The sequence below is a fragment of the Oxalobacter paeniformigenes genome (genome assembly GCF_027158465.1).
Classification (GTDB): domain Bacteria; phylum Pseudomonadota; class Gammaproteobacteria; order Burkholderiales; family Burkholderiaceae_D; genus Oxalobacter; species Oxalobacter paeniformigenes.
This window is the reverse complement of sequence record NZ_JAMKYL010000008.1, coordinates 1-14,088: the sequence shown is the minus strand read 5'-3', so window position 1 is coordinate 14,088 and position 14,088 is coordinate 1. Positions and strand designations below refer to the sequence as shown.

Sequence of the window (14,088 nt, the reverse complement as noted above, 5' to 3'; positions counted from 1 at the left end):
GATTACTTGCTTTCTTCAGCGGCTTCTTCGCCCTTGATGGTTTCCAGCACTTCCTGCATGGCGCTGGCGCGACCTTCGAGAATTGCATCGGCAACACCACGTGCATACAGCTGGATAGCCTTGGATGAATCATCGTTGCCCGGAATGACATAAGCCAGTCCTTCAGGCGAATGATTCGTATCGACAACACCGATTACCGGGATACCGAGCTTGGCTGCTTCGGTAACGGCACCCTTGTGGTAACCGACATCGACGACGAAAAGTGCGTCAGGCAAACCGTTCATATCCTTGATACCGCCAATGGATTTCTGCAGCTTGGCCACTTCGCGCTGGAACATCAGGCCTTCTTTCTTGCTCATTTTATCGACCGTGCCGTCCTCGATGGCCGCTTCCATATCTTTCAGGCGCTTGATGGAAGTACGGATCGTCTTGAAGTTGGTCAACATGCCGCCCAGCCAACGCTGGTCGACATATGGCATACCGGCACGCTGCGCTTCGCTGGCGATGATGTCGCGGGCCTGCCGTTTCGTTCCGACCATCAAAATGGTACCGCGATTGGCTGCCAGCTGACGGATGTAATTCATCGCGTCGTTATACATGGTCAGCGTCTTTTCCAGATTGACGATATGGATTTTGTTGCGATGGCCGAAGATGAAAGGAGCCATCTTCGGATTCCAGAAACGGGTTTGATGGCCGAAATGCACACCGGCTTCCAGCATTTCACGCATGGTAACAGACATAGTAATCTCCAGGGTTAGGTCTTGAATCCGCCCAAACACCCGACATGCGGGCACCCTTTCAGGCCGGATTCGCGATTGAAAAACAAAATAAGGTCTTGAAAAATTTCAAGAGTTCGTCATTGTACTGTAAAAACCGTTTCTCTTGAAGGGAGCACACCGCAAAAAGACACGAAAACGTGGCACAAAATCCTTTTCCGCCTTCGGGGGCTGCACCATATGCATCATATGCCGCATAATGAAACCATTGCCGACTTTTAATATTCTTTCCGGAGTCTGCCATGAACGCCCTATATTCCATCAAGGCCGTCCGTACCATCGAACAAACGGCGCTTGCCGAACTGCCCAAGGGAACCCTGATGCAACGCGCCGGCCGCAAAGCAGCCGATCTCGCATTGTCAATCCTCTCCCAACAAGGTGATGATACCCCGGGAAAGGTTCTCGTATTGGCAGGCCCCGGAAACAATGGCGGAGACGCCCTGGAAATGGCCACGCTGCTGGCCGATGCAGGCATTCATGTCTCGGTACTGCTCGTTGCCAACCGGAAAAAACGCGAACCTGAAGAAGCACGCATGGCAAGGCAAAAAGCCGTCAAAAGCGCCATTCACTGGGAAGATGCCCTCTCGCTCAATACCACGCTTGAATCGATCAGTGGCCGGCAATGGTCGCTTGTCGTCGACGGCATGTTCGGTATCGGCCTGAAAGAAGCGCTGACCGGCAGTCGCAGCCAGCTCGTCGAAATTGTCAATACACTGCCCTGTCCCATTCTGGCGCTGGACGTCCCCAGTGGCCTGAATGCCGACACCGGCAATGTCGTCGGTGACGATGCCGTCGCCATCCGTGCTACGCATACCATCACGTTCATCGCAGACAAACCCGGATTGCACACCGGAAAAGGACGTGACCACGCAGGTGAAGTCCATATCGCCAGTCTGGATGTGGACAAAGCCTGTTTTCCTGATACACAGTGCTGGCTGAACGGCCCGGAACTCTTCCGAACCTTCCTGACACCACGCCGTCACGATACCCATAAAGGCAGTTATGGCAGACTCGCCATCATCGGAGGTGCGCCAGGCATGACGGGGGCTCCGGTACTGGCTGCCCGCGCAGCCCTGTATTGCGGTACCGGTCTGTGCTACGCCGTTTATCTGAACGATCCACCCGCCTACGACCCCGTCAGTCCGGAACTGATGTTCCGTGCAGCACATCGCTTCGACTTCGCAACCGACGTCACCGTCATCGGCCCCGGATTGGGAACATCAGCACCTGCGCGCAAATACCTGACTCGGGTCATCGAATCGAACCAGCCTGCCGTTTTCGACGCCGACGCACTGAACATCCTGTCCGATGACGCCGACCTGCAGCAGTCTATGGCAGAACGCCGAGCACCAACCATCATCACACCGCATCCCCTCGAGGCTGCACGCCTTCTGGGAACCGACAGCAAAACCGTCCAGTCGGATCGGCTCAAGGCAGCACGCATGCTGACGAAAAAATACCATGCCATTACCGTTCTGAAAGGCTCCGGCACCGTTATCTGCTCGCCGGACGGCAAAACCGTCATCAACCCTACCGGCAACCCGGGACTGGCCACTGCCGGCACCGGAGACGTCCTTTCCGGCATGACGGGCAGCTTGCTCGCGCAGGGCTGGCATGCATGGGAAGCGGCATTGGCTGCCGTCTGGCTGCATGGCAAGGCTGCCGACCGTCTGGCACAGGCACACATGGGGTGTATCGGCATCACTGCCGGCGAAATCGCACCGGTCGCACGCGTCCTGCTCAACGAACTGATCGCTGCAACACATTCATAAAAAAACCCCGGTTTGACCGGGGTTTTTCATTCCTGCAAGCAATCAGTGCGTCACCACATTGCCGCCACTGACATTGTTTTCCGGCTTGTCGGCTGCTACCGGCACGGCAGGTTGTTCTTCCGTAATCGGTTCCGGCTGACGTTCCAGCGCAATCTCCCAGACCTTGTCGATCCAGCGTACCGGAATGATTTCCAGCTTGTTTTTGACATTGTCCGGAATTTCCGCCAGATCCTTGACGTTTTCCTGCGGAATCACCACTTTCTTGATACCACCACGCAACGCTGCCAGCAGTTTTTCCTTCAAACCACCGATCGGAAGCACTTCGCCACGCAAAGTGATTTCCCCAGTCATGGCAACATCGGCCCTGACAGGTATGCCGCTGAACACCGACACCAGCGCCGTCGCCATCGAAATACCGGCAGACGGGCCATCCTTCGGAGTCGCTCCTTCCGGCACGTGAATATGGATATCCTTTTTCTCGAAAGCCTCGTTTTTGATGCCGAGATTATTCGCACGGCTTCTGACAACTGTCCGTGCTGCCTCAATGGATTCTTTCATCACGTCACCCAGCGTTCCCGTCCGGATAATCTGTCCCTTGCCCGGAACCGTCACCGCCTCGATCGTCAACAGTTCGCCACCGACTTCCGTCCAAGCCAGTCCGGTCACTTCACCGATCTGGTTTTCCTTTTCGGCAACGCCGAAATCGAACTGTTTCACGCCCAGGAACTTGTCCATATTCTTGGGTGTCACGACGACTTTGCGCTGCTGTTTCTTGAGCAGCATCATCTTGACGACCTTCCGGCAAATCTTGGAAATTTCCCGTTCCAGTGCACGTACACCGGCTTCCCGGGTGTAATACCGGATGATGTCGCGAATCGCCGCTTCAGTAATCGACAATTCGGTATCCTTCAGGCCATTGCCTTTCATCTGCTTGGGCAGCAGATACCGCTGTGCGATACTGGTTTTTTCATCTTCCGTATAACCCGACAGACGGATGACTTCCATTCTGTCCAGCAATGCGGGCGGAATATTGTAGGAATTGGATGTCGCGATGAACATCACATCCGACAAATCGAAGTCCACCTCGACATAGTGGTCGGAAAAAGTGTGATTTTGTTCCGGATCCAGCACTTCCAGCAGAGCGGCTGCCGGATCGCCACGAAAATCTGCACCGATCTTGTCCACCTCATCAAGCAAAAACAGCGGATTGCGAACCCCTGCCTTGACCAGACTCTGCAAAATCTTGCCAGGCATAGCACCGATATAGGTTCGGCGATGGCCACGGATTTCCGCCTCATCGCGCACGCCACCCAACGCCATACGGACATACTTGCGGTTGGTCGCACGCGCGATCGACTGTCCAAGCGATGTCTTGCCGACTCCCGGCGGCCCGACAAAGCACAGAATCGGCGCCTTGACCTTGTCCACACGCTGCTGGACAGCCAGATATTCCAGAATACGTTCCTTGACCTTTTCCAGCCCGTAATGATCGTTGTCCAGCACCCTTTCCGCATTGGCCAGATCGTTGCTGACCTTGGATTTTTTCCGCCATGGAAGTGAAACCAGCGTTTCGATATAGTTTCTGACGACCGTCGCTTCGGCTGACATCGGCGACATGGATTTGAGCTTGCGCAATTCTCCCATGGCCTTGTCCTTGGCTTCCTTGGGCATTTTGGCGGCGATGATCCGTTTTTCCAGCTCCTCGAGATCGGCGCCTTCCTCACCTTCACCCAGTTCACGCTGAATGGCCTTGACCTGTTCATTCAGATAGTATTCGCGTTGCGATTTTTCCATCTGGCGTTTGACCCGGCCACGGATACGTTTTTCGACCTGCATGATATCGAGTTCGCCTTCAATCCGTTCCAGCAGGTATTCAAGCCGGCGCTCGATCTTGACCATTTCGAGAACGACCTGTTTCTGTTCCAGCTTCAGCGGCAAATGCGCGGCGATCGTATCAGCGAAACGTCCGGGTTCCTCTATTGACGACAGGGATGCGACCACTTCCTGAGGAATCTTCTTGTTCAGTTTGACATACTGGTCGAACTGCTGGACGATCGCACGCCGCATGGCTTCGATTTCCGGTTCGCTTTCACTGACGGAATCGACCGGAGAAACATCGGCCAGCAAATGGTTTTCACCAGCCTCGACATGTTCGATTCTGGCACGCTGCACCCCTTCAACCAGCACCTTGACTGTTCCGTCAGGCAGTTTGAGCATCTGCAATACCGTCGCCAAGCATCCGATTTCGTAAATATCATCAGCACCCGGATCATCTTTTGCCGCGGTTTTCTGGGCTGCGAGCATAATGGTTTTTTCGGTTTCCATTGCCGCTTCAAGCGCATGTATGGACTTGTGCCTTCCCACAAACAACGGGATGACCATATGCGGAAAAACCACGACATCCCTGAGCGGAAGCAATGGAAATCTAGACGGCTTTTTATCTGTTGAAGTCATCATGACAAACCTTATGTAACAAGCATAGTGGTGATATTGGTCCGTTTCCCGAAATTACAAGACCCATATCGCAAATATTACTGAAAGCTATAAGGCAGATGGATACATCTGCCTTCAAAACGGAAATATCGCCGGCCCTGCCGGCCCCTGACCGTTCAATCCCGGACAACCGTTTCCTCTTTGTCCCGATAAATCAGCAAAGGTTTCGTTTCATGTGTGACGGCATTTTCATCGATGACCACCTTGACGACATCTTTCTCTGTCGGCAGGTTGTACATCACATCAAGCAGCAACTGTTCCATAATGGAGCGCAGTCCCCGGGCCCCGGTCTTGCGTTCCAGCGCCTTGCGCGCAATAGCACGCAACGCTTCCGGACTTATTTCCAGCTCGGTACCTTCCATTTCAAGCAGTTTCGTATATTGTTTCACCAGAGCGTTTTTGGGTTTGACCAGAATATCGACCAGCGCCTCTTCCGTCAGATCGTTCAACACAGCGACGACAGGAAGTCTGCCGATCAGTTCCGGGATCAGTCCGAACTTGATCAAATCTTCCGGTTCGACATTCAAAAGCATCTCGCTAGCCGTTCTTTCACTCGGACTTTTAACGGTCGCCGAAAAACCGATACCCCCCTTTTCCGAACGGTTTGCAATGATCTTGCCCAGTCCGTCGAAAGCGCCTCCGCAAATGAACATGATATTCGACGTATCGACCTGGATGAAATCCTGGTTCGGATGCTTGCGTCCGCCCTGCGGCGGCACTGACGCTATGGTACCTTCAACCAGCTTGAGCAAGGCTTGCTGCACCCCTTCTCCCGACACGTCACGGGTAATGGAAGGATTGTCGGACTTGCGCGAAATTTTATCGATTTCGTCGATATAGACGATGCCGCGCTGCGCCTTTTCGACGTCGTAGTCGCAATTCTGGAGCAATTTCTGGATGATGTTTTCGACATCCTCACCGACATAACCCGCTTCTGTCAGTGTGGTGGCATCGGCAATCACGAAGGGAACATTGAGCATGCGCGCCAATGTTTGTGCCAGAAGCGTCTTGCCTGAACCCGTCGGGCCAACCAGCAAAATATTGCTTTTGGCCAGTTCGACATCATCGTTCTTCCCGCCATAATACTTCAGCCGCTTGTAATGATTGTAAACCGCGACAGACAGGATTTTCTTTGCCTGTTCCTGACCGATCACATACTGGTCGAGCAACTGGCAAATTTCCCTTGGCGTCGGCAATTCGGACCCCTTTTCCCTGTCCTGTTCCGGAGCGAGCAACTCATCACGGATAATGTCATTGCATAAATCAATACACTCGTCACAAATATAGACAGAGGGGCCCGCGATCAACTTTTTCACTTCGTTCTGACTCTTTCCGCAAAACGAGCAATAAAGCGTCTTTTCGGCAGGTGTGGATTTGTTTTCAGACATGAGTATTCGTGCAGGTATAAAGATTCAACAGGAAAATGACGGATAAGAAGATAACACAAAGCGGGATTCATGACAGACGGCATCGAAAAAAACGCCCGAACATGACGTTCGGGCTGTTTTGCAAACAGGCCGCCTGTCAGTTCCGTCTGATCAGGACCTCGTCGATCAGCCCGTAGCTTTTCGCTTCGTCGGCCGACATGAAATTGTCTCTTTCCGTATCGCGTGCGATCTGTTCGATGGGCTTTCCCGTGTTTTCCGACAGGATGCCATTCAGACGTTCACGCAAATACAGAATTTCGCGTGCATGGATTTCGATATCGGTTGCCTGACCTTGCGCACCACCGGACGGCTGGTGGATCATGATCCGCGAATTGGGCAATGAAAAGCGTTTCCCTTTCGCGCCTGCAGCCAGCAGAAAAGCGCCCATCGAGGCAGCCAGCCCGGTACACAACGTCGAAACCTGCGGCCGGATAAACTGCATCGTATCGTATATGGCCATACCTGCCGAGACGGACCCGCCCGGCGAATTGATATAAAGCGAAATATCCTTTTCCGGATTTTCGCTTTCCAGAAACAGCAACTGTGCAACGATCAAATTCGCGCTCTGATCCGTCACAGGGCCTACCAGAAAAATGATCCGTTCCTTCAAAAGCCGTGAATAGATATCGAAGGCTCTTTCACCACGGCCACTCTGTTCGATCACCATGGGGATCATGCCCAGCATACTGGTATCCAGCGCAGAATCACGAAACTGTGTCATGTCAATTCCTGTTCAATCTAGCGAAAATCCGTTATTCCGGATTACATCTGCTGAGCCATCAGCTCATCGAAAGACATTTCTTTTTCAACGACCTTGGCCTTGCTGAACACATAATCCACTGCATTTTCTTCCATCAGCATGGACTCCAGTTCCTTGCGACGGCTCGGTTCATTCAGATAGTAATCCATAACCATCTTCGGATGCTCATAGCTGGATGCGATTTCGGTTGCTCTTTCCTTGAGCTTATCATCGGAAACGGCCAGAACATTGTCTTTCATCAATTCGCCCAGGAGCAGGCCCAAACGGACACGACGTTCTGCCTGTGCAGTAAACAGTTCGGGAGGCAGAGCGATATCTTTTTGTGCCGGATTGCGGATAGCCAGATCGCGACGGGTCAATTCGGTCAGCTCGCCGATTTCATGTTTGACCAGCGACTGCGGTACGTCGAATTCGGAAACCTTGATAAGCGCATCCATCACACGGTTCTTGTTGATGGCGGTCAAACGGTTCTTGACTTCACGTTTGAGGTTCGTTTCGATATCTTCACGCAACTTGGCGACGTTACCATCCTGAACGCCCAGTGCCTTGGCGAATTCCTCATTGACTTCCGGCAGGTGAGCCTGTTCGATCTTGTTGACCTTTACGGTAAATTCGGCGGCCTTGCCGGCGACATCCTTGCCATGATAGTTTTCAGGGAACGTCAGCGGGAACACTTTCGTTTCACCGACTTTCATACCACGAATGGCAGCCTCGAATTCGGGCAACATCTGTTTTTCACCCAGCACGAACGGAAAACCTTCGGCCTTCCCGCCTTCAAATTCAACACCGTCGATACGGCCGGTGAAATCGATCGTGACACGATCACCGTCTTCTGCCGTTACATTGTCGCCTTCCTTGGCATGGAAGTGCGCCTGACGTTTTCTCAGGATTTCGATGGTTTTGTCCACTTCGGCATCGGTTACGGTTGCAACGGCCTTTTCCAGCTCGACCGTACCCAGATCACCGATTTTCACTTCCGGATACACTTCGAAAGTGGCATAGAATGCGACTTCATCCTTGGCGACGTCGTCACCGGTCTTTTCATCAAAACGCGGCGCGCCGGCAATCTTGAGACCGTTTTCCTCGACGGCCTTGCTGAAAGCAGCACTGACCTTTTCGTTCAGGACTTCATTATGGTAGTACGCACCATATTGCTGCGCGACCATCTTCATCGGCACTTTGCCAGGTCTGAAACCCGGTGCCTTGGCAGTGCGAGCGCGTTCTTTCAGCCGTTTTTCAACTTCAGTCGTAATGTCGCTAATAGGGAGAGTGATAGTCAGACGTCTTTCGAGCTTTTCCAGGTTTTCAACAGCGTTTGCCATGTATCTATTCCAAAAAATAGGGGATTCCTGCACCGGCCAGCGATCTCGGAACCGTTTTGTATTTGCAAAAATAAACATGCCCCCGTCTGCATCACCGGGCGCGGACGCCACGGGAAACGCGGACAAAAGGCAATTATCCATAAAAACAGTTCGACATTCTATCCGAAATTGGCAGTTTGCAGCAAAATTCTGTTGACAACGAGCGCATTCGAACAGCGCTTGCAACGTCGTGCGCGGATTCCGGAACACCCTGATATTGCGATCTTTTCTCATTACCCATTTGTGGGATAGCGTTATTTAATTTAAAATAATGGGTTTTACAGGACCGCGTCATTCCAAATTGCCTTATCAAACCGGTCAACTATTGAATAACCAAGAGGACAGTTTATGACCCACGTTGTCACCGACGCCTGCGTACTCTGCAAATATACAGACTGTGTGGATGTATGTCCGGTCGATTGTTTCCACGAAGGTCCCAACACATTGGTGATCAACCCGGACGAATGTATCGATTGTGCCGTCTGTGTCCCGGAATGTCCTACCGAAGCCATTTTCGCCGAGGAAGACGTGCCGGCCGACCAGCAGCAGTACATCGCATTGAATGCGGAACTCGCGAAAAAATGGCCGACGATCACTCGCTCGAAAGATCCCATGCCCGACGCGGATACATGGAAAGACGTCAAGAACAAGATTATTCATCTGATTAAATAAATTTCTCTCAACACCCATACGGTTGTTGCAGGACAGCCCTATCTTGTGCATTCGCCTGATGACGGCGACGGTTGTCATGCAACCCGGTATCTCACAGGAATCCCACCCACAATGGAAGCTAAAGTTGACAACATGCCCATCGAAGCCGATGCCGTCATCGTCGGTGCCGGCCCTGTCGGGCTGTTTCAGGTCTTCGAACTCGGCCTGCTCGAAATCAAGGCACACGTCATTGACTCATTACCCGTCGTCGGCGGTCAGTGCGTCGAACTGTATCCTGACAAACCGATTTACGACATTCCCGCTGTGCCCAGCTGTACCGGTCTGGAACTGACCGAAAACCTGATGAAACAGATCGAACCGTTTTCGCCGACCTTCCATCTGGGACAGGAAGTCGTGAAAGTCGAACGCCGTGAAGACGGCCGTTTCGATCTCGAAACATCGATCGGCACCCGCTTCATCACCAAAACTGTATTCATTGCGGCCGGCGTCGGTGCCTTCCAGCCACGTACCCTGAAACTGGACGGCATCGAACAATTCGAAGGTTCCCAGCTTTTCTATCGTGTAAAGGATCCGGAATTTTTCAGAGGCAAAAATCTGGTGGTTTGCGGTGGCGGCGACTCTGCGCTTGACTGGTCGCTCAAACTCGTTGACGTCGCCGAATCGGTCGTTTTGCTGCATCGTCGCGAAGAATACCGCGCCGCACCGGCCTCTGTTTCCAAAATGAAAGCCTTGTGCGAAGACTTCTGCATGCAAGCCATCACGGGACAAGTCACCGGTTTCGAAGCAAAAGACGGCAAACTGACCGAAATCAAGGTCACCGGCCTGGACGGCGTCACCCGCCGCGTCCCGCTGGACTGCCTGCTGGTATTTTACGGATTGTCCCCCAAACTGGGCCCGATCGCCGACTGGGGACTGGAAATCGACCGGCGCCAGATCGTCGTCGATACTGAAAAATTCATGACCAACATCCCTGGTATTTTCGCGGTCGGAGACATCAACATCTATCCGGGCAAGAAAAAACTGATTCTATCGGGCTTTCATGAAGCCGCACTGGCCGCCTTTGCCGCTGCGCCATTCGTATTCCCGCAAAAGAAAATCCATTTGCAATATACGACGACTTCGCCGAAGCTGCACAAGGTGCTCGGAGTCGAAACGCCGGTTTTCGACTGAACGAAATATCACTGTTCATGCCGTTAACCACCGGTTAACGGCTTTTTTTCGCTCTTTGTCACGCCACTTCGAGATAACGAAATCCCAACATGACTGCCGCCGGTAAAAACAGGGTATCCGCAGAAGACATTCTGTCATTATTGCCACAAACGCAATGCGGGCAATGCGGTTACGATCATTGCAGAGCTTATGCCGAAGCGATCGCGGCAGGTACTACAGCCATCAATCGTTGTCCGACAGGCGGACAGACCGGTATTCGCAGACTGGCCGACCTGACAGGAATGCCTGCGCTGCCGCTGGATACATCCTGTGGAACGGAAAAACCACGCGCAGTCGCCACCATCGATGAATCGAAATGCACCGGTTGTACCATTTGCATCCAGACTTGTCCGTTCGACGCCATCGTCGGCGCGGCTAACATGACTCATACGGTACTGTCCACGCACTGTACCGGCTGCGAACGCTGCCTTGCACGCTGTCCGGTCGACTGTATCATCATGAAACCGGCCAGCGGTACGAAAACCGGCTGGGATGCATGGTCGCCCGAACAGGCACAAACCGCAAAAATGCGCTATGAACGGCATATTGAACGACTGCAACGTGAAGCGCGACAGGAAACCGCACGATCATCCGACGCAAAACAGGTACAAAAAAAATCGGATATTCTCAAAAAAATCCTGGCACGTACACACGCCAACAAAACGCCGCCGTCCGGCACATCCTTGTGACTGCAGAGCAAACACGTCTGCTCTGCGACTTCCGCAGCATGATATCCGGAAAAGTGGCATCATACCGTTTCCCACTTTTCACGTTATGCCATGAGTCCTGAAAAAGTCACCGAGCTGTTCGAGCGTTTCAAGAAAATCAATCCGAATCCACGCTCCGAGCTGCAATTCCAGTCACCCTATGAATTGCTGGTCGCCGTCATGCTCTCTGCGCAGGCCACCGATATTTCCGTGAACAAGGCAACGGAAAAACTGTATCCGGTTGCCAATACACCGGAAGCGATCGTCCGGCTGGGAGCCGACGGCCTGATGCCCTATGTGAAAACGATCAATCTGTATCCGACGAAATCACGCAATATCGTGAAAATGTCGGAAATATTGCTGGAAAAACATCATGGCGAAGTGCCTGCCGACCGTGCTTCGCTCGAGGCACTCCCCGGTGTCGGTCGCAAAACCGCCAATGTCGTACTGAACGCAGCCTTTGGCCAAAATACGATGGCAGTCGATACCCATATCTTCCGGGTCGCGAACCGTACGAATCTGGCGCCAGGCAAAACCGTGCTGGAAGTCGAAAGCCGACTGGTCGCTGTCATTCCGGAACGCTTCATGCATGACGCGCACCACTGGCTGCTGCTTCATGGCCGCTATGTCTGCAAGGCACGGTCTTTCCGGTGCGATGAGTGTCCGATCCGGGATTTGTGCGAATATCCCGACAAGACGCCGGCAGCGAACCTGCCGCCGGCATGAAAGTTTATCTGTCGCGCCGTCTTGGCTGACCCTGCTGACCACGTCCTCTGCCACGCTGCTGCACAAATCCGCCTTTCATTCCCTGCGATTCCATACCGACATAACCGAATGTGGTCTGCAGTGGATCGGGCTGGCGGTTGCGTCCGCCCCCCTTCTGGTTTCCGGTTTTTTTCTGCGACTGGACCGGCACTTGCCATTCATGCATGGACAATACTTCAGGTTTCTGGACAGCCGGATATCTGGTACTGTTTTTGCGCGACTTGCTGCCATCGGACGATTTCTTGTCCGTTTTGCTTTCCATTCCCAGCATGCGCAGCATCGCGCGGACAGTATTTTCATCCAGTTCTTCCCAACGTCCGCGCTTGAGCGACTGCGGGAGCGTAACCGACCCATAGCGCGTACGGATCAGGCGCGATACGGTCAGACCGACCGCCTCGAACATGCGACGGACTTCACGATTGCGCCCTTCGCCGATCGTGACACGATACCACTTGTTGACCCCTTCGCCACCACCGTCTGCGATCCGGGAAAACTGGCCGATACCATCGCCCAGCTCGACACCCGATAACAATTTCTGACGCATACTCTCTTCCAGCTCACCAAGTGTCCGCACCGCATATTCACGTTCGATGTTGTACCGCGGATGCATCAGCCGGTTGGCGAGATCCCCCGAATTGGTAAAAAGCAGCAAGCCTTCCGTATTGAAGTCCAGCCTGCCGACAGCCAGCCATTTGCTGTTTTTGAGAGACGGCAATCCGTCGAATACCGATGGCCGTTTTTCAGGATCGTCACGACTGACGATTTCACCTGCCGGTTTGTGATAAATCAGCACTTTGGGCAAACTTTTGGCGATCTTGCGCTGAATCAGTTTTCCGTTGATCCTGACCTGATCAGTCGGCAAAATACGTTGCCCGATATGTGCCGGTTCACCATTGACCGAAACACGTCCGGAAACGATCAGTTCTTCCATATCTCGTCTGGACCCCAACCCTGCATCGGCCAGCACCTTGTGCAGCTTCGGTGCATCGTCTTCTGCCGTCAGTTCACGTCTGAGCTTTCTGGGTTTGTTCGATGCACTGCCCTTTCCGGCAGCCGTGCCTTCAGTTTCACCGTTAACCTTGTCGAATTCACCGGAGACGACGAAACGGAACACATCATCGTTTCCGCCAGTTCCCGCTGCCGGATGTTTGCCCGCTTTGGCTGCATTGCCGGAACGTACTCGCTTTGTCGTACCCTTTTTCCCTCCGGCCGTCGCAATCTGTGCATTCTTGCCACCGTTGGCGAACGATTCGCCATCCATGCCGTCATCCGCCTGTTCCTTGCGCACTTCCTCACCCGTCTGCAATGCGCTTTCCGATACGGCACGTTTTTCGGCGACATTACGTACCGTTCTTTTCTTCCGGGTCTTTTTCTTTTCCGGCATGCCTTCCGACACCGTTTCCACACTGTCGGCCTGTGATAACGTCAAATCCATTTCTTCATTCATTTCAATCATGCTCATGCAATCATTACAACCCTTCGTCATGAAACCGTCTTGCCGCGAAAACGGCATATATGTCACGACGGATCGATATCCATTTCCTGCAACGCCTGCAATGGCGGCAATTCTTCCAGAGACTTCAGTCCGAGATCGTCGAGAAACTGCGCCGTCGTCGCCAGAAGCGCAGGCCTCCCCGGCACTTCACGATAGCCGATCGTTTCGATCCATCCACGCTCTTCCAGCATCCGGATGGACTGGGTATTCACGGCGACTCCTCTGATACGTTCGATATCGCCACGGGTAACCGGCTGGCTGTAAGCGATGATCGCCAGTATTTCCATGGTGGCCCTGCTGTAACGCGGTGGTTTTTCCTGCCGCAGCCGTTCAAGATAAGGCTTCATTTCCGCACGGCTCTGGAAACGCCATCCATTGGCGACCTGCACCAGCTCCAGTCCTTTCCCTGCCCAGTCCTGTTTCAGTTCTTCAAGCAGCGATCTGCAACGATCCGAGACGGCCATCCTGTTCATGTTTTTGCCATCCATGAACATGTTGGCGATATCCTGCAATGACAACGGTTCCTGCGTGCACAACAGTGCCGCCTCGAGGATAATTTTTTCCTCTTTTGTATTCATACGAACCAGGAAAAACCGATCATTTTATCGACCGGACATACTGCCATGATATGAACCGGTGAAAGCGATGCTT

At 53.1% G+C, this 14,088-nt stretch carries 11 protein-coding genes and 1 pseudogene; 5 read left to right on the top strand and 7 right to left on the bottom strand.

The window, feature by feature from the left end:
• Nucleotides 1–2: 2 nt before the first annotated feature.
• Entirely contained in the window at nucleotides 3–740 is a 738-nt protein-coding gene (rpsB, locus tag NAI64_RS08270; RefSeq protein ID WP_269299521.1) for a 30S ribosomal protein S2, read from the bottom strand.
• A gap of 278 nt (nucleotides 741–1,018) precedes the next feature.
• Between rpsB and NAI64_RS08265 the strand changes: the two genes are divergently transcribed.
• The gene (locus tag NAI64_RS08265) at nucleotides 1,019–2,548 is read left to right on the top strand and encodes an NAD(P)H-hydrate dehydratase (RefSeq protein ID WP_269299519.1); all 1,530 of its coding nucleotides are present in this window, start codon (nucleotides 1,019–1,021) and stop codon (nucleotides 2,546–2,548) included.
• 42 nt (nucleotides 2,549–2,590) lie between these two features.
• Here NAI64_RS08265 and lon read toward each other — a convergent pair whose 3' ends face one another.
• The 4 genes from lon to tig all read right to left on the bottom strand — a co-directional run bounded on the left by lon (nucleotide 2,591) and on the right by tig (nucleotide 8,550).
• Nucleotides 2,591–5,005, bottom strand: a complete 2,415-nt coding sequence (gene lon, locus NAI64_RS08260) for an endopeptidase La (protein WP_269299517.1) — start codon at nucleotides 5,003–5,005, stop codon at nucleotides 2,591–2,593.
• Between the two features lie 152 nt (nucleotides 5,006–5,157).
• A complete protein-coding gene (gene clpX / locus NAI64_RS08255; protein ID WP_269299515.1) occupies nucleotides 5,158–6,429 on the bottom strand; it encodes an ATP-dependent Clp protease ATP-binding subunit ClpX in 1,272 nt (423 codons plus the stop codon).
• A gap of 136 nt (nucleotides 6,430–6,565) precedes the next feature.
• Nucleotides 6,566–7,189: an ATP-dependent Clp endopeptidase proteolytic subunit ClpP gene (gene clpP / locus NAI64_RS08250; protein WP_269299513.1), complete on the bottom strand. Its 624-nt coding sequence runs from the start codon at nucleotides 7,187–7,189 to the stop codon at nucleotides 6,566–6,568.
• Between the two features lie 41 nt (nucleotides 7,190–7,230).
• A complete protein-coding gene (tig, locus tag NAI64_RS08245) occupies nucleotides 7,231–8,550 on the bottom strand; it encodes a trigger factor (protein ID WP_269299511.1) in 1,320 nt (439 codons plus the stop codon).
• Between the two features lie 387 nt (nucleotides 8,551–8,937).
• Between tig and fdxA the strand changes: the two genes are divergently transcribed.
• From fdxA to nth, 4 genes are all read left to right on the top strand, one after another.
• Nucleotides 8,938–9,261, top strand: a complete 324-nt coding sequence (gene fdxA, locus NAI64_RS08240; protein WP_269299509.1) for a ferredoxin FdxA — start codon at nucleotides 8,938–8,940, stop codon at nucleotides 9,259–9,261.
• 111 nt (nucleotides 9,262–9,372) lie between these two features.
• Nucleotides 9,373–10,431, top strand: coding sequence for an NAD(P)/FAD-dependent oxidoreductase (locus NAI64_RS08235; protein WP_269299507.1), 1,059 nt, complete (start codon nucleotides 9,373–9,375; stop codon nucleotides 10,429–10,431).
• 89 nt (nucleotides 10,432–10,520) lie between these two features.
• Nucleotides 10,521–11,159 carry an RnfABCDGE type electron transport complex subunit B gene (locus tag NAI64_RS08230; protein ID WP_269299506.1) on the top strand — a complete coding sequence of 213 codons (639 nt, stop codon included), beginning with the start codon at nucleotides 10,521–10,523 and terminating at the stop codon, nucleotides 11,157–11,159.
• Between the two features lie 90 nt (nucleotides 11,160–11,249).
• Complete coding sequence (nth, locus tag NAI64_RS08225; protein WP_269299505.1) at nucleotides 11,250–11,903, top strand: endonuclease III; 654 nt, start codon at nucleotides 11,250–11,252, stop codon at nucleotides 11,901–11,903.
• Nucleotides 11,904–11,907: 4 nt separating this feature from the next.
• Here nth and rluB read toward each other — a convergent pair whose 3' ends face one another.
• A complete protein-coding gene (rluB, locus tag NAI64_RS08220) occupies nucleotides 11,908–13,398 on the bottom strand; it encodes a 23S rRNA pseudouridine(2605) synthase RluB (RefSeq protein ID WP_269299503.1) in 1,491 nt (496 codons plus the stop codon).
• A gap of 95 nt (nucleotides 13,399–13,493) precedes the next feature.
• Nucleotides 13,494–14,015: pseudogene (gene scpB / locus NAI64_RS08215) on the bottom strand (SMC-Scp complex subunit ScpB); the annotation flags it as partial.
• Nucleotides 14,016–14,088 lie beyond the last annotated feature (73 nt).